A 20,448-nucleotide genomic window follows, 5' to 3' on the forward strand; every position below is an offset into this window, starting at 1 on the left:
CGCGCCCGGCCCGGAGCCCATGCAGCAGCGCACGTACAAGACGGCGGTGATGGTGGTCCACGATTGCGTGGCGACCGTCCTGGCCGTGACCCTCACCTTCATCTTCCGCTTCAACGGTGAGTTGCTCGCCGAGCGCCTGCATGCGCTCCCAATTCTTCTGCCACCCTTCGTCGTCTTCGCCGCGCTAGTCTATGGTCGGTTCAAGCTGTACCGGACCAAGTGGCGCTTCGCATCGCTTCCCGACCTCGCAGGGATCGTCAAGGCGGCGAGCGTGCTCGCCCTCACGCTTCTCGTCGTCGACTACGTGCTCGTCTCGGCGACCATGTACGGGTTCTACTTCTTCGGGAAGATCGCCATCGCCCTGTACTGGGTGCTGCAGATCTTCCTGCTGGGAGGCACCCGACTCGCCTTCCGCTACCTGAAATATGCCCGCTCGCGGCAGAGCCAGGCCCGCACGGCGACGACGCCTACGCTGCTGCTGGGGCGCGGCACGGATATCGAGCTTCTCGTGCGTGCCATCGAATCCGGCTCGGTGCGGCGGCTCTCCGCCAAGGGCATCCTGTCGCCGCGGGTCGACGAGATAGGCCAGATCATGCGCGGCGTTCCCGTGCTCGGGGCCTTTTCCGACCTCGAGCGCGTCGTCGCCACCCTTGCCGCCGAAGGAACTCCTGTACGCCGCCTCGTTGCAGTGCCCAACGCCCTGACGCCGGAGGCGGAGCCCGACGACCTGATCGCCCGCGCCCGCCGCCTCGGCCTTCCGCTGTCGCGGGTGACCAGTCTGGGCGAGGGCATGCGCGACGCCGAACTGGCGCCCCTGGAGATCGAGGATCTCCTCCTGCGGCCCACGGTCTCCATCGATCGGCCGCGCCTCGAGCGCTTCCTGAAGGGAACCCGCGTCATCGTCACCGGCGGCGGCGGATCGATCGGCTCCGAGATCGTCGCCCGCGCCGTCGCCTTCGGAGCGGCCTCGATCCTCGTCGTCGAGAATTCCGAGCCGGCCCTGCACGGTATCCTCAGCCAGCCGGCCATTGCCGCGGCCGATGTGACCGGCGCCCTGTGCGACATCCGGGACCGCGATCGCCTGCACACGGTCTTCGCCGGCTTCCGCCCGGACTATGTCTTCCACGCTGCCGCCCTGAAACAGGTGCCCTATCTGGAGCGGGACTGGTCCGAAGGCATCAAGACCAATGTGCTCGGCTCCATCAACGTGGCCGATGCGACGATCGCGGCCCGTGCCCGCGCCATGGTGATGATCTCCACCGACAAGGCGATCGAGCCGGTATCGCAGCTCGGGGTCACCAAGCGCTTCGCCGAGATGGTGGCCCAGTCGCTCGATGCCGAGCAGGCCGCCGCCCCACAGGAGAAGCCGACCCGGCTCATCGCTGTGCGCTTCGGCAACGTCCTGGGCTCGGTGGGCTCGGTCGTTCCGGTGTTCAAGGCGCAGATCGCGCGCGGCGGCCCGGTGACGGTGACCGATTCCGAGATGGTGCGCTACTTCATGACCGTGCGCGAGGCTGCCGACCTCGTCCTCACGGCCGCCTCGCACGGCGACCGCGAGGGGCGCAACGTGACACTCCCAGCATCCGGCTCCGACCAGCGTGCGGCGGTCTACGTGCTGAAGATGGGCCAGCCGGTGAGAATCCTCGATCTCGCGGAACGCATGATCCGGCTCGCCGGGTTCGAGCCCAATGAGGATATCGACGTGGTCTTCACGGGTTCGCGTCCGGGAGAGCGCCTGAACGAGATCCTGTTCGCTCGCGAAGAGCCGCGCGTGGCGCTCGACGGGATCGACGGCGTCATGGCTGCCAAGCCCGTCTTCGCAGACCGTATCGTGCTGGAAGGCTGGATCGGAGCCCTGAAGAAGGCGGTGGAGACCAATGACCGGAATGCCGCCGACGCGGTGTTCGAGGTCGCGGTCCCGGATTATCGCCACCGGTCGGCGCGGCCCGCGGCGCCGAAGCCCGTCCCGACGACCGTACCGGCCTAGAGGGCGGTCTCGGACCGGGCCAGGGCCGCAAGCCCTTCGGACGAGGTCAGTTTCGGGGACCAGCCCAGCGCCGACAGGCCGTCGGAACGCGCGACGAGGTCGCTCGACAGGCGCTCGAACACCTCCTGACGCCCCGTCAGGCGGCAGGCGAGGCCGAACAGGCTCGCGGGGCATGGAACGAGGCCGGGGCCCCGTCCGAGGCCGGATCTCAACGCAGCGATCATGTCGGGGAGCCTCGGCGCCTCCGGTTCGGCGGCGATGAAGGACCGGCCGAGCGAACCCTGATGGCGCAGCACCGTGACGATCGCCGCGGACAGGTTCTCCATCGAGATCAGCGAGCGGCGCCCGGTCAGGCTGGCGAGGGGGAGAGGATAGGGCGTGCGCGCGAGGCGTAACAGGGCCGCCATGTTGCCCTTCACGCCGCCGCCGTAGACGAGAACCGGACGCAGGGCGACCCAGTCGATCCCGATATCGGCCAGTGCCTGCTCGGCGGCGAGCTTGGAGCGGCCATAGGCGTCGGTGGGGCGCGGCGGGTCCGTCTCCGTGACGATTCCGGGTGCGCTGATTCCCGTCTGTGCCCGGATCGAGGACAGGAAGACGAAGCGACCGACCCTGGCCCGGGCGGCGGCCTCGGCGAGGCGACGCGTCGCCTCGATGTTCGAGGAGCGGTAATCGTCCTCCGGCGTGCCCGACATGGCATGGGCGAGGCCGGCGGAATGGACGATCGCGTCGACCCCGGCGAGAGCCGCCGACATGTTCATGGGACGGCTCAGGTCGCCGACGACCGCGCCGCTGGCGCCTGCCGGCACCTCGACCGGCCGCCGCAGCAGCACACGGACGCGATACCCCTCCGCCGAGAGTGAGCGCAGCAGGTGGCGGCCGATGAAGCCGGTGGCGCCGGTGAGCGCGATGAGTTCTCCGCTCAACGAATGGTTTCTCCTCGCATCGTCGAGAACCGACGCAGCATGAAAGCGACGAGGCAGGTCCCCGCCGCGAGGGCCGCGACGGTGACGAGCCAGGACGGCCAAAGCAAGGTCGTCCCCGCAAGTGCCGCCAGGGCGATATTGAGGAGGAAGACGCAGGCGACGACCTCCATCACCGAGCGGCCGTTGGTGGTGGCACGCTGGTAGTAGTGGCTGCGATGGGCCTGCCATACCTTTTCGCCCTTCATGGCTCGGCGCAGCAGGGTCAGGGTGGCGTCGGCGAGGTAATAGAGCGGGAGAAGGATCGCGGCTGCCAAGCCGCCCTGCAGGGCGAGGCGGTACAGCAGCCAAGCCACCAGCAGACCGATCGGGAGGGAGCCGACATCGCCGAGGAAAAGGCGGGCCACCGGCCGATTGAACGGAGCGAATCCGATCAGCGCCCCGAGCAGGGACGCCGAGACCAGGGTCGGAAGCGGAGACAGGTCGCCGATGAAGCCGAGGAGCATCAATGCGGCGGTGACCGGGACCAGGGCGGAGACGGTCATCCAGTCGAGCCCGTCCATGAAGTTCGTCAGGTTCACGAACCAGACGCCAGCCAGCACCGCGAAGGCGCGCTCGGCCGGGAGGGGGATCGCCGGAAACAGCCTTCCCTCCACCGACATGACGAGCCCGGCCACGACCAGGGTCTGAAGGCCGAGCCGGAGCGAGGCCGGCAGCGGTCGGATGTCGTCCACGGCACCGATGACGGCGAGGAGCAGCGTCCCATGGGCGAGGACCAGCGCCTCCATCGCATTCGGCATCGGTTTGGCCAGTGCCGCCGCGAGGCCGCAGGTCGCCAGGATCGCGAGGACGATGGCGATGCCGGCACCCTGAGGCGTCGGCACGCTGTGGCTCGAGCGGGCGTTGGGACGTGCGAGCGCGTAGCGTTGCAGGATCGGCTTCAGGAGCACGATCAGGATGGCGGTGAGGCAGGCGGCCAGCGGAACGGCGACGAGCGGCGCGAAGGGCATGGTGTCGGAAAATCCGCTCGGATCGGATGTCTCTCCTCTCCTCGTGGAGAGGAAGCAAGGATGGCTGGGTAGCCTTTTGGCGCGGAGAGCGGAACTACTTTGGCGGCGCTCTTTCGAAAGGGGGAGTGATCTTTTCCGATGATGACGTCAGACCCGTCATGGAAGATCTTCGTCGGACTGCAGCACTCGTTGCCATTTTGCTCTAGGCGCTTACTCTCCTGCACGCGCCACGTGTCGCGAGTTTCGACTGCGACCTACCGAACGGCATCGGCCTCGCCGCGACCGGTAGACGCTGAGATCCAGGCCAGCAGAGACCGCAGCGTCACGCACATCCTCTCCCCGCACGGGCGGGGAGAGGCTTCACACGGATGTCGGTCGCGCCAATTCGACGACGGCCTTTTCGAGTTCAGAACACTTTCTCGCCATCTGCGCGTACCGACGATCCCGCAATGCCGGCCGCTGCGTCCGCCTTCTCCGCCGCACGCTTGTCGAGGGCGCGGCCGACCACCTTGGCGATGCCGACCATGATCGTGTCGAGGATGTAGTCCTTGGGCGTGTAGACCGCAGTCACGCCCATGTTCTTGAGCACCAGTTCGTCCTCCGGCGAGATGATGCCGCCGACGACGAGGGGCACGTGGTCGAGGCCCGCCTCACGCATTTTCGCCTTGACGTCGCGCACCAGGGGAACGTGGCTGCCCGACAGGATCGACAGGCCAACCACGTGGGCGCCGGTCTCCTTGGCTTTCGCCACGATCTCGGCCGGGGTCTGGCGGATGCCGTCATAGGTCACGTCGAAGCCGACATCACGGGCGCGCAGTGCGATCTGCTCGGCGCCGTTGGAATGGCCGTCGAGACCCGGCTTGCCGACGACGAGCTTGGGGGTCTCGCCCAGCCGCTCCCCGAGATCGGCGATGAGGAGCTTGGCGTCCTCGGCCGCCCCCGACGAGATCGTCTCGAGGCTGACGCCGGTGGGCGCGCGGTACTCGCCGAAGACCTGGCGCAGGCGCGTACCCCACTCGCCGGTGGTGACGCCGGCCTTCGCCGCCGCGATCGAGACCGGCATGATGTTGGCGCCCGAGCGTGCCGCGGCTTCGAGCTCGTCGAGGGCCTTCTCCACGGCCTTGCCGTCGCGCTTCGAGCGCCAGTCGCGGATACGCTGCTCCGCTTCCATCTCGACGGTCTCGGAGACCGTGAAGATGGCACCCTCTCCCGCCGTGAGCGGCGATGGCTCCCCGGCCTGGAATTTGTTGACGCCGACCACGACCTGATCGCCAGCCTCGATGGCCGAGATGCGCTTGGCATTGGATTCGACGAGGGCGCGCTTGAGGGCGCCGGTCTCGACGGCGGCCACGGCACCGCCGATGCCGCCGATCTCCTTGAGAGCGGCGCGGGTCTCCTCCTTCAGGGACTCGACCTTGGCGTCGATGACCTTGGAACCGTCGAAGATGTCGTCGTATTCGAGAAGGTCTGTCTCGAAGGCGAGAATCTGCTGCATCCGCATGGACCATTGCTGGTCCCATGGCCGCGGCAGGCCGAGCGCCTCGTTCCAGGCCGGCAACTGCACGGCGCGGGCGCGCGCCCGCTTCGACAGCGTCACCGCCAGCATCTCGATGAGGATGCGGTGGACGTTGTTCTCGGGCTGCTGTTCGGTCAGTCCGAGGCTGTTGACCTGCACGCCGTAGCGGAAGATGCGCTTCTTCGGGTCTGTGATGCCGTAGCGCTCCTGGGCGATCTCGTCCCAGAGCTCCGAGAACGCCCGCATCTTGCAGATCTCGGTGACGAACCGCATGCCGGCATTCACGAAGAACGAGATGCGGCTGAACACGTCGGCGAAGCTCGCCTCGTCGAAATCGGGATCGTCCCTCACCGTGTCGAGTACCGCGATGGCGATGGCCAGCGCGTAGGACAGCTCCTGAACCGGCGTCGCGCCGGCTTCCTGCAGGTGGTAGGAACAGACGTTCATCGGGTTCCACTTCGGCACTTCCTTGGTCGTGAACAGGATCACGTCCTTGGTCAGGCGAAGCGACGGCGCTGGCGGGAAAACATAGGTGCCGCGCGAGAGGTATTCCTTGATGATGTCGTTCTGCGTGGTGCCCTGGAGGCCGGCGAATGGAACGCCCTGCTCCTCGGCCACTGCGAGATAGAGCGACAGCAGCCACGGCGCCGTGGCGTTGATCGTCATCGAGGTGTTCATCTGCGAGAGCGGGATCTGGTCGAACAGCGCCCGCATGTCGCCGAGATGCGCGATCGAGACACCGACCTTGCCGACCTCGCCGCGGGCCAGTTCGTGGTCCGGATCGTAGCCGGTCTGGGTCGGCAGATCGAAGGCCACCGAAAGACCGGTCTGGCCCTTGGCGAGGTTGCCCCGGTAGAGAGCGTTCGACTCCTTGGCGTTGGAATGCCCGGCATAGGTCCGGATGATCCAGGGCTTATCGCGCTTGACCTCGGCGACGGTCGCATTCGCGCTCATTCCACTGACTCCGCTCGTTGAGATGTGCCGCGCTGACCCGCGCGTATTGCGCGGCACCCTAACCAAGCCGTGAGCACACGTCATCTGGTCCAAGGTCGAGGGAACGGCCCTACACTGACGAATGGCTGGAAAAATTCTAGACGAGATCCTCAACCGAATTGAAGACGTGCGAGCGTCGAAATCTCGGGAACGTATCCGTAAGCTCTTGACGCTATTGGAGATCCGGCCCGATCAGAGGCTAGGCTCGGCATCCGTAATAATGAATACGGCAGTCTTGGCGATGATTTGTCCGATTTCCCGGTGACGAAGGATGAGCATGGCCTTTTTGGGGGCCTTGGAGCGGTTCAGGTTCGCCGATATAGGGTCGCTCAGAACAAGATTGGGAGACCCAAGATGGCGGCGAGTGCGACGTTGAACACGACCGAAGTCAAGGACCTGTACGAGATGGGCGAAATCCCGCCTCTCGGTCACGTTCCTGCGAAGATGTATGCCTGGGCGATCCGGCGCGAGCGCCACGGACCGCCGGAGCAGTCGCATCTGCTCGAAGTGCTTCCCGTGTGGGAGATCGGCGACGACGAGGTGCTGGTCTACGTCATGGCCGCGGGCGTCAACTACAACGGCGTGTGGGCCGGCCTCGGCGAGCCGATCTCGCCCTTCGACGTGCACAAGGGCGAGTACCACATCGCGGGTTCGGACGCCTCCGGCATCGTCTGGAAGGTCGGCGCCAAGGTGAAGCGCTGGAAGGTCGGCGACGAGGTCATCGTCCACTGCAACCGGGACGACGGCGACGACGAGGAGTGCAACGGCGGCGATCCGATGTTCTCGCCCTCGCAGCGCATCTGGGGCTACGAAACCGGCGACGGCTCCTTCGCGCAGTATTGCCGGGTTCAGTCGCGCCAGCTCATGCACCGCCCCAAGCACCTCACCTGGGAAGAGGCGGCCTGCTACACGCTCACCCTCGCCACCGCCTACCGCATGCTGTTCGGCCACGCCCCGCACACCGTGCGTCCGGGCCAGAACGTCCTCGTCTGGGGTGCGTCCGGTGGCCTCGGCGTGTTCGCGGTGCAGCTCTGCGCAGCCTCCGGCGCCAATGCCATCGCGGTGATCTCCGACGACTCGAAGCGCGAATACGTGATGAGCCTCGGCGCCAAGGGCGTCATCAACCGCAAGGACTTCGATTGCTGGGGCCAGCTGCCGAAGGTGAACAGCCCCGAATACAATACCTGGCTCAAGGAGGCCCGGAAGTTCGGCAAGGCGATCTGGGACATCACCGGCAAGGGCAACGACGTCGACATCGTGTTCGAGCATCCGGGCGAATCGACCTTCCCGGTCTCGACGCTGGTCGCCAAGCGTGGCGGTATGATCGTGTTCTGCGCCGGCACCACCGGCTTCAACATCACCTTCGACGCCCGATACGTCTGGATGCGCCAGAAGCGCATCCAGGGCTCGCACTTCGCGCACCTAAAGCAGGCCTCGGCCGCCAACCAGTTCGTCCTCGACCGGCGCATCGACCCCTGCATGAGCGAGGTCTTTCCCTGGGAGAAAATCCCTCAGGCGCACACCAAGATGTGGAAGAACCAGCACGCTCCGGGCAACATGGCCTGCCTCGTCAATGCACCGCGGGCCGGCCTGCGGACGGTGGAAGACGTGATCGAAGCCGGTCCTCTGAAGCGCTGAATCGATCGATGCGCCTCAGCGCTTGCCCTCGGCGGGCAGATGCTGGGCGTATTCCTCGCGTTCTTCGCGCTGCTTGATCAAGTCGGCATAGGCCTGGCGCATTTCCGGTGACACGGAAACGCTCCGGGCCTTTTCCTTTTTGCGCTTGGGCGCCTTCTTGAACTGATTGGTCGTGTCGGTCATCGCGTCGTCCCGGAGTTCGTCGAGACCACCATACGGGGCTTCGACGACTGCGGCGAGACAGGGTTACCGCCAATCGTCGGCGATGGTAGATATCGTGTCGACAATCGAGGACCGACGAGACCAGGTCTGCCCATCCCCGAACCTCATTCCGAGGTGCCCGTGTCCGCGGGCCTCGAAGGAGCCCTCCAGACCTCACGGAGCGAACTGGAGGACCCCTGCGAGGCCGCCGCTTCGCTTCGGCACCTCAGAATGAGATTCAGCGCTAGGACGAACGGCGAAGCATCATGGACAAGTTCACCACCCTCACCGGCGTTGCCGCGCCGATGCGCATCACCAATGTCGACACCGATCGGATCATCCCGAAACAATATCTCAAGACGATCAAGCGCACCGGCCTCGGCAAGGGCCTGTTCTCCGAGATGCGCTACAACGACGACGGCTCGGAAAACCCGGATTTCATCCTCAACAAGCCCGCCTATCGCAACGCCAAGGTACTGGTGGCCGGCGATAATTTCGGCTGCGGTTCGTCGCGCGAACATGCACCCTGGGCCCTCACCGATTTCGGCATCCGCTGCGTGATTTCAACGAGCTTCGCCGACATCTTCTTCAACAACTGCGCCAAGAACGGCATCCTCGCCATCGTCGTCTCGCCGGAGGATTTGGAGAAGCTGTTCGAGGATGCCGAGCGCGGATCCAACGCGACCCTGACGATCGATCTGGAAAGCCAGACCATCAAGGGCCCGGACGGAGGCACCCTGCATTTCGACGTCGATGCGGGCCGCAAGGAAAGCCTGCTCAACGGCCTCGACGAGATCGGCCTGACCCTCATGCGGGCGTCGAAGATCGACGCTTACGAAGAGAAGCTGGCCGCGCGCGGATTTGCCTGAGCACCGGCATCATCACGGTTCGTTTACCATGGGCGCGCCTTAAAGGTTGGGAATCGCTGAAACCGCCCGGGAGACCGCCCATGACGTCGCGCGCGAAGCTGACCGCCCTTCTCTGTCTCGCGGGCGCTGCGGCGGCCGGGCCGGCCCAGGCCGATTTCCGCTCCTGCCTCGCCTCGCTCCAGGCCGAGGCGGCGGCGCAGGGCGTGTCGGCGCAGACCTTCCGCGCCGCCACCAACGGCATCGTCTTCGACGACAAGGTCATCGAGCTGTCCCAGGCCCAGCCCGAGTTCAAGACGCCGATCTGGGATTACATGGCGGCCCTGGTGGACGAGGAGCGCGTCGACGACGGCAAGGCGGCGATGAAGCAGCACGCGCAGGCGCTCGCCAATGCCGAGGCGCGCTATGGCGTCGACCGCTACACGATCGCTGCCGTCTGGGGTGTCGAATCGAATTTCGGCAAGAACCTCGGCAAGATGCCGCTGGTCCAGTCCTTCGCGACCCTGATCTGCTCGAACCATCGCCGCGCCGCCTTCTTCAAGGGCGAGCTGATGGCGACCCTCAAGATCATCGAGCGCGGCGACATCGATCCCTCGCGCCTGATGGGGTCCTGGGCCGGCGCCTTCGGCCAGACCCAGTTCATGCCCACCACCTACCAGCGCCTCGCCGTCGACGGTGACGGCGACGGTCGCCGCGACCTCGTCGATTCGGTGCCTGACGCCGTCGCCTCCACCGCCAATTTCCTGCGCGTGGCCAAGTGGGCGAACGGTCAGCCCTGGGGCTACGAAGTCCGCGTTCCCAAAGGCTTCAATGCCGGCGCCGCCGGTCGCAAGAACAAGCACGCCGTGGCGCATTGGGCCTCCATGGGGGTGACCCGGATCGACGGGCGTCCGCTCTCCGGCGAGGGACCCGCCGGAATCCTGCTTCCCGCCGGTATCAACGGTCCGGCTTTCCTCGTGACCAGGAACTTCGACGCGCTCTATTCCTACAACGCCGCCGAATCCTACGGGCTCGCCATCGCCGTGCTCTCGGACCGCCTGCGCGGCCGCGCCGGTATCCAGGCGGAATGGCCGACCGATGACCCGCCGCTGTCGCGTGCTGAGCGCCGCGATCTCCAGACCCGCCTGACCGCCCGCGGTTACGACGTCGGCGAGCCGGACGGCAAGGTCGGCTCCAAGACCCGCGACGCGATCAAGGAAGTCGAACGCAGCCTCGGCATGCCGCAGACGGGACGGCCCGGCGCGAAGGTGCTGGAGGCGTTGCGCCGGGGGTGACAGGTGGCGGGACGAGCGGGCTCCGTCCGATCCTGTCCTTTCATCCTTGTTCCGGATTGTAGTGAGATCTGTCGTCGGGGCTTCGCATTGGCTCTCCAAAGCTCCGGCACAGCAGTCGAGTTTCTCCGAGAACGTACGGTCTGCCGTCTCCGGCCCTACGGCTCGCCGCCGCGTGCGCGGTCGCACGCTGTCTATGAAGTAGGCAGAAAGATGCTGGAATAGGCACGTTGCGGCGGCCGTCTATCCTTACGTAGCTGAAACAAGCGCTAAGGAAGATCATGCTGTTTAAAAATTGTGCAATTGCTGCCGTGCTCATTCTTGCGACCGCCTCGTCCACAGCCCTTGCTCAGGCACCCGGAAAGCGTGGGGTTCAACAGCGTCATCAGGATATCGACGCCACGTATGGGATCGACCGACGCTACGAGCCGTCACAGATTCTGCGACCCGCGCCGAAGCAGGAGATGAAGATGATCCCCTTCCCCCGTGGCGGGCGGATGGAGATGATTCTGGTGCCGGCCAATCCGTCCTCGTGAGCGCGTCTGCCTAGGATTGATCGGGACGGGCGCAGCCCGGATGGATGCCAGCGTGGCGTCCATCCCCCAACGAAAAAGGCCGGGCAATGCCCGGCCTTTCGCAACTCTGGAAGTGTTGTGCCGAAATCCTACTCGGCTGAAGTCTTCGCAGCGGACTTGGCGGCCTTCTCGGCCTTGCGGGCGTCCTTGTTCGCCTTCGAGGCATCGGCCTTGGCAGCCTTCTCGGCCGGGCGGTCGGCGCGCTCGACGATACGGGCCGACTTACCGCGACGATCGCGCAGGTAGTACAGCTTGGCGCGACGGACCTTGCCGCGCCGCACGACGGCGATCGAATCGATCATCGGCGAATAGACCGGGAAGACGCGCTCGACGCCTTCGCCGTAGGAAATCTTGCGGACGGTGAAGCTCTCGTTGAGGCCGCCACCGGAGCGCGCGATGCACACGCCTTCATAGGCCTGCACGCGGGTACGCTCGCCTTCCTTCACCTTCACGTTCACGGTCACCGTGTCGCCGGGCTGGAAGTCGGGAATCGTCTTGCCGAGCGCAGCGATCTGCTCCTGCTCGAGCTGCTGGATGATGTTCATGGTCAAATTCCTGCCGGTGCGCGCCCACCGGTCCCAGGAGGGGACGGCGTGCGTCAGGATTTCGGCATCCTGTTTTGAGTTGCCGCGGGCCATACAGGAAGCGCCGGCGCTTGTCGACATCCTCGGCCTTCGAAAGCACTCAGGCCGGTAAGCCGTCATAGGCGCGGCGGTTGAGAAAATCCCGCGCACGGTCCACATGGAAGGGAGGCGCGGGCCGTTCCCTGCGCCCTTCCCGGCCGGCCTTGAACCGGCGCAGCGGACGAGGATACGTCAGAGCCATGTTCATCCAGACAGAAGCCACACCCAATCCCGCCACCCTCAAGTTCCTGCCGGGCCGCGTCGTCCTGCCCGAATCGACCTTCGAGGCCCGCGATGCGGACGCCGCCGCCCGCTCGCCCCTCGCCCAGCGTCTGTTCGACGTGCCCGGCGTCGCCGGCGTCTACTTCGGCCACGACTTCATCTCGGTGACCAAGATCGAGAACGAGCACGGCTGGCCGCAGGTGAAGCCCGCGATCCTCGGTGCGATCATGGAGCATTTCCAGTCCGGCGCGCCCGTCCTCGCCGAGGGCGTCGTGGCCGGCGGCGACGATGCGGAAGAGTTCTATGACGAGGCCGACCACGACACCGTGGTCACCATCAAGGATCTGCTCGAGACCCGCGTGCGCCCGGCTGTGGCGAGCGATGGCGGCGACATCACCTTCCGCGGTTACAAGGAAGGCGTGGTCTACCTGGAGATGAAGGGCGCCTGTTCCGGTTGCCCCTCCTCCACGGCCACCCTCCGGCACGGCGTGCAGAACCTCTTCAAGCACTTCCTCCCCGAAGTGCGCGAGGTCCAGGCGGTCTGAGGTCAGTCGCAAGCGCGCAACACCTCGCATCCTTCGTCGCTTCCGAGGCCGCCCCGCGCTGACGGGGCGGCTTTTTTCGTCGTAAACTCAAGAGCCCGGCGGGCATCCCGATCTGGAGTGACGTTGCGTATTCTGGCCATCGACACGGCGCTCGACGCCTGCTCCGTCTGCATCGCGACGGATCTCTCCGACGATCTCCTCGCCGAAGAATCCATGACGCTGGCACGAGGCCATGCCGAGGCGCTGCTCCCCATGCTCGAACGCGTGATGGCGCGAGTGGATGGCGGGTTCGAGAGCCTCGACCGGGTCGCGGTCACCGTCGGCCCCGGAAGCTATACCGGCCTGCGCGTCGGCCTGTCGGCGGCCCGCGCGGTGGGCCTCGCCACCGGGGTTCCGGTGGTCGGCGTCACCACTCTCTCCGCCCTCCTGGCGCCGTTGCTCGCCACCAATGGTGACGGCCTGATCGCGGCCGCAATCGATGCCCGGCACGGTTCGGTCTATTTCCAGGCCATGAACATGGCCGAGGGCATCGTCGTGCCCCCCAGCCTCGTGAGGCTCGAAGAGGCGGCCGACCTCGTCGGACGTGACACCATCACCCTCGTCGGTTCCGGCGCGCCCGCTCTATCCAGCCTGCTGAAAGCCCGCGGCATCGCAGCGACGATCCACGATGCCGGTCCGCCGCAGATCGCCTGGATCGCCTCCCTCGGCCTGCTCGCCGACCCTGCACAAGCCTTGGCGCGCCCGCTCTATCTGCGCGGACCCGACGCCTCTCCCCAGGATCATGCGAGGCTGGCCCGCCGATGATGCGTCCCATTTCTCCGTTCTGGGCCCTCGATTGGTGGCTGACCTGGTGGGACACCTGGGGTGGCGAGCCCTATGTGTCGCTGCTGCGGGATTCGTCCGCCGCGTCCGCCCTCGCCCGCCTGCACGCGACCGCCTTCGCCCGGCCGTGGGATGCGCATGAATTCGAGCGGATGCTGTGTGAACGGTCGACCGAAGCCCATGCCCTGTGGCGTGCGGGAGCGATCCAGGGATTCATCCTTTCGCGCCGTGTCGCCGACGAGGCCGAGATCCTGACGGTCGTCCTGGCGCCCTCGGCACGCGGAGCCGGTTTGAGCCATAAGCTCGTGCGCGACCATCTCGGACATCTCAGCGTGAGCGGGGTGCGCAGCGTCCATCTCGAAGTCGACGAGGGCAATGCCGCAGCCCTGAAGCTCTATGCCCGGCACGGGTTCAAGCAGGTCGGCGAGCGGACGGGGTACTACGCCCGCGCCGACGGTAGCCGCGCCACGGCCTTCACCATGACGGCGACCCTGTCGTGATCCACGATTCCTGATTGCCTGCCGACGATGACCCGTCTCGGCACCGCCATCCGTCTGTTGATCTGCGTCGTCGCCTTCGGCGTGCTGGTGGTGCCGCATCTCCTCAGCCTGAGATTCGGGCGTGGGCGGATCGCCGCACACGCGCCGACCTATTTCCATCGGGTCTTCCTGGCGCTCTTCTCGGTGAGGGTGACGCAGAGCGGCACGCCGCCCGCCCTGGGAGAGCCGGCCCTCGTCCTCTCCAACCACATCTCCTGGCTCGATATCCTGGTGCTCGGGTCGCTGCGGCCGCTCTCCTTCGTCGCGAAATCGGAGATTTCGGGTTGGCCGGTCGTCGGAACCCTGGCCCGGCTCCAGCGCACCGTGTTCATCGACCGGGCGCGCCGCGCCGCCACCGCCAGTGTCAATGCCACGGTTGCGAGCCGGCTCACCGACGGCGACCTCATCGTCCTCTTCGCCGAGGGTACGACCGGCGACGGAACGCGGCTGATGCCGTTCCGCTCCTCTCTCGTGGGGGCAGCCCGCGCCGCCATCGATGCCGAGGGCGGCACGCGCGACCGCGTCCGGCTCCAGCCGCTGGCCATCACCTATCCCCGCCGCAACGGCCTGCCCCTGATCCGGTCGGAACGGCCGGGTATCGCCTGGTACGGCGACATGGAACTCGCGCCGCATCTGGCCGTGTTCCTCAGAGAGGGACCGATCGACGTCCACGTGGTCTGGGGTGACCCCATCGCCTTCGAAGCCGGCACCGACCGCAAGCGCGCCACCGCCATGGCCGAGAGATCTGTGCGCAAGGCCATGCAGAGATCGGTGACGGGACGATGGGAGGACGAGACGGTCGTGCGGCCGGATTCATCTCCCGCGACGGACGCCCTTCCTTCCTCGGACATCGCCGCCTGAAATCCGTCAGGCGCGGCCCATCACCAGGCGCAGCTTCTCCGCCAGATCCTGGCGCAGGTAAGGCTTGCTGAGGAGCGGCTGATCCGCCGGCACGCCGTGCTCTCCCAAGGCGTTGCAGGTATAACCGGACGTCAGCAGGACTCGCAGGGCCGGTCGCCGTCGGCGCGCCTCCACGGCAAGTTGAACGCCGTTCATGCCGCCCGGCATGACCACGTCCGAGAACAGGATGTCGATCCGCTCCTCGCTTTCGAGACGGTCCAGCGCGGCGGCGGCATGACAGGCCGTCACCGTTCGGTAGCCGAGGTCGGTGAGGCTATCGACCGCCATGTCGAGCACGGCCGGCTCGTCTTCGACGACGAGGACGACTTCGCCCTCCACCGCGCGGCGCAGCGGCATGATCTGATCGGTGGGCCGCTCCACCGCCCGCTTGGCCGAGCGTGGCAGGTAGATATCGATGACACTGCCCCGGCCGACTTCGCTCGACAGATGCACGATGCCCCCGGCCTGCTGAGCGAAACCGTAGACCTGACTGAGGCCGAGACCGGTACCCTTGCCGACGTCCTTGGTGGTGAAGAAGGGTTCGAACGCCCGCGCCGCCGTCGCCTTGTCCATACCGGTGCCGCTATCCGTCACCGTGATCCGGACATAGGCACCGGGAGCGAGGGAATGCAGGCCTCGATGTCTGTCGGCGCCGATCTCGGCGTTGCCCGTCTTGATGGTGAGGGTGCCTCCCGCCGGCATCGCATCGCGAGCGTTGACGGCGAGGTTGAGGATCGCGCTCTCGAACTGTCCGGGATCGAGGTGGACCGGATCGAGGGAGGCGTCGAGGTCGAAACCGACCGTGACCGTCTCGCCGACCGCGCGATGGAGAAGCGTGCGGAAATCCAGGAGGAGGCGGTTGGGGTTCACCGTTTCCGGCCGCAGGACCTGACGTCGTGAATAGGCGAGGAGCTTCTCGGTGACCTCCGCGCCGCGGCGGGCAGCGACCATCGCCGATTGGGCGAGCCGTTCCACCCTCTGCGGGTCACTCGAACGGCGCAGCATCATGTCGAGATTGCCGACGATGATGGTGAGGAGATTGTTGAAGTCGTGCGCCACACCGCCGGTGAGCTGCCCGATCGCCTCCATCTTCTGGCTCTGGACGACCCGTTCCTGCGCCTCGTGCCGCTCGGTCGTGTCCATGACGATGCCGGCGAGAGATTGCGCTTCCCCCGCCGCGTTGAGATAGGCCTTGCCGCGCAGGGCGATCCAGCGGATCGCGCCGTCTCCGGCCCGCCTGATGCGGAACTCCGCTTCGAAGCTTCCCTGCGACGCCGCCGATTCGATGGCGGAGTCGAGGATCGCCACGTCGTCGGACAACACTTGGCCACGCAATTCCGCCAATCCCCAGCGCGGCTGGAAGCTGTCATGGCCGAAGATCCGGTCATGGCGCAGCGTGCGGCGGGACGTGTCAGTGGCGAGGTCGAGCGACCAATCGCCCATATCCGCGGCTTCGAGGGCGATGGCGAGGTTGTCCCGCGCGCGTTGCAGCTCCGCGCGCTGGCGCTCACGCTCGTCGGCCGTCCGCTCGGCCCGCCCGTAGAGGAAGTCGACCTCGCGCAGATAGACCCCGAGGACGATGATCCCGGCCGCCAGAGCCTCCATCCGGCCGGCGAACCAGCCGATGCTGCCTCGCGCCGCACCCGCCATGGTGATCAAGCTGTCGAAGACCAGAAGCAGGAGCGAGACGGCCAGCCAGAGCTGGAGCACCGTTCTCAGTCGCGTGGTCCAGCACAGGGTGCCGAGCGCGATCAGCGTCAGGGCCAGCACGCCAGGGCCGATCCCGGTGGTGCTCAGCAACGTGTAATCGTCACCTTCGACGCTCTTGGGCAACCAGGACACGTAGCGGTGCACCAGCATTGTGACGAGGCCGACGAGGAGAAGGATGGCGAGCATCGTCCACCGCGCCGCCGCATCAACGCGGGACAGGGGCACTTGGCGATACCGGTGTCGTCCCTCCGCCAGGGCATAAGGCAGGGCGAAGAGCGGCGGCCCGATATGCCAGAACGTCCATAGCCAGGTCGTCGTGTCGGGCCCTGTGCCGAGCATCCGGCCCGCCGCGAACAGGTTGGGAAACGAGAGCAGCTGAACGAAGACGATGAGGGTGGTGTAGAGGCTCCCGGCCGCGAGCAGGAGCAGCGGCACCGAACGCGTCCGCCGGTATTGCGTGAACAGCAGGAACGTCGTGACCGCATAGACCGTGACGAGGGCCGATTGGTAGCTCGGGACGAAGCCCGGCATCGGTACGGTCGGTGAAGCGGCGATGGGCAGGAGCGCCAGGGTCGTCGCGGCAAAGGCGCTGGCGACGCAGACGGCGAGCATCCGTTGAAAGGATGTCGCGGGGGCGGAGGCGAGAGTCTCCAGGCTTCGATCCGGCGTCACGTCGATCATGCTCCGCGTCGAAACGTTCTGACTTCTCCGTCGTGGTCGTCAGGGAAAAATTACTTAAAAGGCTTCCTGCCTATTGGAAAGCATTACTCGATGGCTGGAAGAACCGCTTCAGAAGCTCACGCGTAGCTCGCGGGACACCGTTACGCGCTCTATGTCGGTCGAGCGGTATCCGGCCTCTGTCTTCGACCGTTCTCGGGAAGCGACGGACGGGGCGAAACGTGCTAGCACCACGCGAGACGAGCGTCGTCCGCCAGCCCCGTGGCATCAGCCTGGGCCGGATGCGCGAGACGCCCGAGAATTCAAGGTGCTGGAACAGGTTCGTTGAAGAAAGCCTTCGTCAAATCCTACGGCTGCCAGATGAACGCCTACGATGCCGGCCGCATGTCGGACCTGCTCGGCAGTCAGGGCTATGCCGCCACCGACAGCGTCGAGGAGGCGGATGTCGTCATCCTCAACACCTGCCACATCCGCGAGAAGGCCGCCGACAAGGTCTATTCCGAACTCGGCCGTCTGCGTGTGCTGAAGACGGCTCGGGCGGAAGCCGGCCTGGACACCCGGATCGTGGTGGCAGGCTGCGTCGCTCAAGCCGAGGGCAAGGAAATCCTGTCGCGTGCCCCCGCCGTCGACGTCGTGGTCGGCCCGCAGAACTACCACCGGCTGCCCGATCTTCTCGCTCGTTCGGGCACGTCGCGTGTGGTCGACACGGAATTTCCGGTCGAGGACAAGTTCGATCATCTCCCCGTCCGCCGGACGGCCGCCGTATCGTCGTTCCTGACGGTGCAGGAGGGCTGCGACAAGTTCTGTGCCTTTTGCGTGGTTCCCTACACGCGTGGTGCCGAGGTCTCCCGGTCCGTCGCCGCGATCCTGGATGAGGCTCGGAAACTCGTCCGTGGCGGCGCCCGCGAACTCACCCTCATCGGGCAGAACGTCAACGCCTATCACGGCGTCGACGTCGATGGTTCGCCGGCGACGCTCCCCACGGTGCTGCGTATTCTTCAGGCGATCCCCGGTCTTCTTCGCCTGCGCTACACCACCAGCCATCCCAACGACATGGAAGACGACCTGATCAGGGCGCATGGCGACATCGCCGCGCTGATGCCCTACCTGCACCTGCCGGTTCAGTCCGGCTCGACCCGCGTGCTCCAGGCAATGAATCGCAAGCATACGGGCGACGATTACCGCCGGCTCATCGAGCGGGTCAGGCAGGTGCGGCCCGACATTGCCCTCTCCTCCGACTTCATCGTCGGGTTCCCAGGTGAGACCGACGCGGAGTTCGAGGAGACCATGCGGCTCGTGGCCGAGATCGGCTTCGCCTCCGCCTACTCGTTCAAGTACAGCCCGCGTCCCGGCACGCCGGCCGCCGAGCGCGAGGATGCCGTGCCGGAGACGGCGAAGGCCGAGCGTCTCGCCGCACTCCAGGCACTGCTCGATGAGCAGCGCCATGCGTTCAACGCATCTGCCGTGGGGCAGGTCGTCGAGGTGCTGGTGGAGAAAGCCGGGCGCCATGCAGGACAGGTAGCCGGCAAGACGCCGCATCTCCTGCCCGTCCAATTCGACGCCCCGGCCTCCGCCATCGGCACCATCGTGCCCGTGCGCGTGGTCCGGGCCGGTTCGAACAGCCTGTTCGGCAAAGCCGTCGCCGACGAGGCGGCGGCCGCTTGAGCAAGCGATTGGTACGAGATCGCCCTCCCGTCCTCGTCGGCTCGGCAAGTGCGCCTTGCCGGATCGGGTCTTTTCCTCGGACGAGCCACACCCCCAATCAAGGAGCTTCGGCGTGCCGGTATCTGACGGTCTGACTGGACGAGGTGCTCCGTTGCGCGGACGCGGACCTGCAGCGCGCGTCGGAGAAATCGTGGAGAGTGTGGACGTCTCGCTGACCTTCGACGACAACCGCCTCGCGAGCCTCGTCTTCGGCCAATACGACCAGAACGTCGCGCATATCGAGCGGCGCCTCGCCGTCACCGCCACCGCCCTGGGCAACCACCTCGTGGTGAAGGGACCACCGGACTCTGCCGAGAAGGCGCGCAAAGTGTTCGAGCGGCTCTATGCCCGAGTGAAGGCGAGCGGCACCGCCCTGACCCTCGGCGACGTGGACGGCGCGATCCAGGAAACGACGCTGCAAGGCAATCTCTTCCCCTCCGCCGAAGTGAGCGCGGAGCCGGACCGGCCGCATTTCGACCAGATCGCAACGCGCAAGCGCGGCGCCGTCCGTGCACGCAACGCCGCGCAGGACAAATACATCAAGCTCCTGCGCAACCATGAACTGGTCTTCGCCGAGGGTCCGGCCGGCACCGGCAAGACCTGGCTCGCGGTGGGCTACGCCGTGTCCCTGCTCGAGCAGGGGCACGTCGAACGGCTGATCCTGTCGCGCCCCGCGGTGGAAGCCGGCGAACGGCTCGGCTTCCTGCCGGGCGACATGCGCGAGAAGGTCGATCCCTATCTGCGGCCGATCTACGACGCGCTCTACGACTTCATGGAAGCACGCCATGTGGACCGCAGTCTCCAGACCGGCGTCATCGAGATCGCGCCGCTGGCCTTCATGCGCGGACGAACCCTCACCAACGCCGTGGTGCTCCTCGACGAGGCGCAGAACACGACCTCGATGCAGATGAAGATGTTCCTCACCCGGCTCGGCGAAAATTCGCGGATGATCATCACCGGCGACCCGAGCCAAGTCGACTTGCCGCCCGGCCAGAGATCCGGTCTCGTGGAGGCGGTGAACATCCTCGACGGCGTCGAGGGCATCGGCCGCGTCACCTTCCGCGACGTCGACGTGGTGCGCCACGATCTCGTCCGACGCATCGTGACCGCTTACGAATCCGCTGCCCATGGCGAGGGCGATTCCGACCGCTCATCACCATCCCGCCGCCGGCCCCCGGCCTGATGCCGATGCCGTCCACCACCCCCTTGCCCCGTTCGGAAATCGATGTCGCCGTGGAGGATCCGCGTTGGGATTCCGTGGTTCCCGACCTCGAAGCCTTCGTGACCCGGGCAGTAGAGGCGGGAATCGTCGTCGCCCCCGATGCGCCGACCCATCCCGTCGAGGTGAGCGTACTGCTGACGTCGGACGATGTGGTCCAGGAACTTAACCGCACCTGGCGCGGCAAGGACAAGCCGACCAACGTTCTGTCCTTCCCCGCACCGCCGCAACCCGCCCATGCCGGGATCGCGGTGCCTCTCGGTGACGTCGTTCTTGCGTATGACACGATGCTGCGCGAAAGTGCCGAGCAGTCGAAACCGCTTCACGATCACCTTGCGCACCTTCTCGTCCATGGCACCCTTCATCTTCTCGGCCAGGACCACGAGACCGGCGACGCGGAGGCGAACGCCATGGAGGCCCTGGAGACCGAAGCCCTGCGCGGCCTCGGTATCCCCGACCCCTATGCCGACTGATGGGCGATCCCGCCCGCATTCCCAGACCAGAGA

At 66.4% G+C, this 20,448-nt stretch carries 18 protein-coding genes; 12 read left to right on the plus strand and 6 right to left on the minus strand.

Annotation, left to right across the window (positions count from 1 at the left end; all coding sequences use genetic code 11):
- Window positions 1-19 precede the first annotated feature (19 nt).
- Window positions 20-1,987 carry an SDR family NAD(P)-dependent oxidoreductase gene (locus ACFQ4G_RS03295; protein ID WP_238203572.1) on the plus strand — a complete coding sequence of 656 codons (1,968 nt, stop codon included), beginning with the start codon at window positions 20-22 and terminating at the stop codon, window positions 1,985-1,987.
- Here ACFQ4G_RS03295 and ACFQ4G_RS03300 read toward each other — a convergent pair.
- From ACFQ4G_RS03300 to ACFQ4G_RS03310, 3 genes are all read right to left on the minus strand, one after another.
- On the minus strand, window positions 1,984-2,913 hold the full coding sequence (locus ACFQ4G_RS03300; protein WP_238203570.1) for an NAD-dependent epimerase/dehydratase family protein: 930 nt from the start codon (window positions 2,911-2,913) through the stop codon (window positions 1,984-1,986). The genes ACFQ4G_RS03295 and ACFQ4G_RS03300 overlap by 4 nt on opposite strands.
- Complete coding sequence (locus ACFQ4G_RS03305) at window positions 2,910-3,920, minus strand: MraY family glycosyltransferase (RefSeq protein ID WP_238203568.1); 1,011 nt, start codon at window positions 3,918-3,920, stop codon at window positions 2,910-2,912. Before ACFQ4G_RS03305 ends, ACFQ4G_RS03300 begins: the two co-directional genes overlap by 4 nt.
- 406 nt (window positions 3,921-4,326) lie before the next feature.
- Window positions 4,327-6,390, minus strand: coding sequence for a protein meaA (locus ACFQ4G_RS03310; protein WP_238203566.1), 2,064 nt, complete (start codon window positions 6,388-6,390; stop codon window positions 4,327-4,329).
- A 393-nt stretch (window positions 6,391-6,783) separates the two neighbouring features.
- Between ACFQ4G_RS03310 and ccrA the strand changes: the two genes are divergently transcribed.
- A complete protein-coding gene (ccrA, locus tag ACFQ4G_RS03315; protein WP_238203565.1) occupies window positions 6,784-8,067 on the plus strand; it encodes a crotonyl-CoA carboxylase/reductase in 1,284 nt (427 codons plus the stop codon).
- 15 nt (window positions 8,068-8,082) lie between these two features.
- On the opposite strand, the gene ACFQ4G_RS03320 is transcribed toward ccrA, so the two are convergent.
- Window positions 8,083-8,250, minus strand: coding sequence for a hypothetical protein (locus ACFQ4G_RS03320; protein WP_238203562.1), 168 nt, complete (start codon window positions 8,248-8,250; stop codon window positions 8,083-8,085).
- Window positions 8,251-8,534: 284 nt separating this feature from the next.
- Here ACFQ4G_RS03320 and leuD point away from each other — a divergent pair, with 284 nt between their 5' ends.
- The 3 genes from leuD (at window position 8,535) to ACFQ4G_RS03335 (ending at window position 10,941) form a co-directional block, all read left to right on the plus strand.
- A complete protein-coding gene (gene leuD / locus ACFQ4G_RS03325; protein WP_238203560.1) occupies window positions 8,535-9,137 on the plus strand; it encodes a 3-isopropylmalate dehydratase small subunit in 603 nt (200 codons plus the stop codon).
- 80 nt (window positions 9,138-9,217) lie between these two features.
- Window positions 9,218-10,408 (plus strand): lytic murein transglycosylase, encoded by a 1,191-nt coding sequence (locus tag ACFQ4G_RS03330; RefSeq protein WP_238203558.1) that lies wholly within the window; start codon window positions 9,218-9,220, stop codon window positions 10,406-10,408.
- 278 nt (window positions 10,409-10,686) lie between these two features.
- Complete coding sequence (locus tag ACFQ4G_RS03335) at window positions 10,687-10,941, plus strand: hypothetical protein (RefSeq protein ID WP_238203557.1); 255 nt, start codon at window positions 10,687-10,689, stop codon at window positions 10,939-10,941.
- Between the two features lie 128 nt (window positions 10,942-11,069).
- Here ACFQ4G_RS03335 and rplS read toward each other — a convergent pair whose 3' ends face one another.
- Complete coding sequence (rplS, locus tag ACFQ4G_RS03340; protein ID WP_238203722.1) at window positions 11,070-11,525, minus strand: 50S ribosomal protein L19; 456 nt, start codon at window positions 11,523-11,525, stop codon at window positions 11,070-11,072.
- Window positions 11,526-11,803: 278 nt separating this feature from the next.
- Between rplS and ACFQ4G_RS03345 the strand changes: the two genes are divergently transcribed.
- The 4 genes from ACFQ4G_RS03345 to ACFQ4G_RS03360 all read left to right on the plus strand — a co-directional run bounded on the left by ACFQ4G_RS03345 (window position 11,804) and on the right by ACFQ4G_RS03360 (window position 14,592).
- Window positions 11,804-12,370, plus strand: a complete 567-nt coding sequence (locus ACFQ4G_RS03345) for a NifU family protein (RefSeq protein WP_238203555.1) — start codon at window positions 11,804-11,806, stop codon at window positions 12,368-12,370.
- Window positions 12,371-12,493: 123 nt separating this feature from the next.
- Window positions 12,494-13,174: a tRNA (adenosine(37)-N6)-threonylcarbamoyltransferase complex dimerization subunit type 1 TsaB gene (tsaB, locus tag ACFQ4G_RS03350; RefSeq protein WP_238203720.1), complete on the plus strand. Its 681-nt coding sequence runs from the start codon at window positions 12,494-12,496 to the stop codon at window positions 13,172-13,174.
- A complete protein-coding gene (locus tag ACFQ4G_RS03355) occupies window positions 13,171-13,692 on the plus strand; it encodes a GNAT family N-acetyltransferase (protein ID WP_238203553.1) in 522 nt (173 codons plus the stop codon). The genes tsaB and ACFQ4G_RS03355 overlap by 4 nt, the downstream gene beginning before the upstream one ends.
- A gap of 27 nt (window positions 13,693-13,719) precedes the next feature.
- A complete protein-coding gene (locus ACFQ4G_RS03360) occupies window positions 13,720-14,592 on the plus strand; it encodes a lysophospholipid acyltransferase family protein (protein WP_238203551.1) in 873 nt (290 codons plus the stop codon).
- Window positions 14,593-14,598: 6 nt separating this feature from the next.
- Here ACFQ4G_RS03360 and ACFQ4G_RS03365 read toward each other — a convergent pair whose 3' ends face one another.
- Window positions 14,599-17,022 (minus strand): MASE4 domain-containing protein, encoded by a 2,424-nt coding sequence (locus ACFQ4G_RS03365; RefSeq protein WP_238203549.1) that lies wholly within the window; start codon window positions 17,020-17,022, stop codon window positions 14,599-14,601.
- Between the two features lie 321 nt (window positions 17,023-17,343).
- Here ACFQ4G_RS03365 and miaB point away from each other — a divergent pair, with 321 nt between their 5' ends.
- The 3 genes from miaB to ybeY all read left to right on the plus strand — a co-directional run bounded on the left by miaB (window position 17,344) and on the right by ybeY (window position 20,415).
- Window positions 17,344-18,684, plus strand: coding sequence for a tRNA (N6-isopentenyl adenosine(37)-C2)-methylthiotransferase MiaB (miaB, locus tag ACFQ4G_RS03370; protein ID WP_238203547.1), 1,341 nt, complete (start codon window positions 17,344-17,346; stop codon window positions 18,682-18,684).
- A gap of 151 nt (window positions 18,685-18,835) precedes the next feature.
- Complete coding sequence (locus ACFQ4G_RS03375; protein ID WP_238203718.1) at window positions 18,836-19,906, plus strand: PhoH family protein; 1,071 nt, start codon at window positions 18,836-18,838, stop codon at window positions 19,904-19,906.
- Window positions 19,907-19,911: 5 nt separating this feature from the next.
- On the plus strand, window positions 19,912-20,415 hold the full coding sequence (ybeY, locus tag ACFQ4G_RS03380; RefSeq protein WP_379039694.1) for an rRNA maturation RNase YbeY: 504 nt from the start codon (window positions 19,912-19,914) through the stop codon (window positions 20,413-20,415).
- Window positions 20,416-20,448: the final 33 nt, after the last annotated feature.

The organism is Methylobacterium marchantiae, assembly GCF_042679825.1.
Classification (GTDB): Bacteria; Pseudomonadota; Alphaproteobacteria; order Rhizobiales; family Beijerinckiaceae; genus Methylobacterium; species Methylobacterium marchantiae.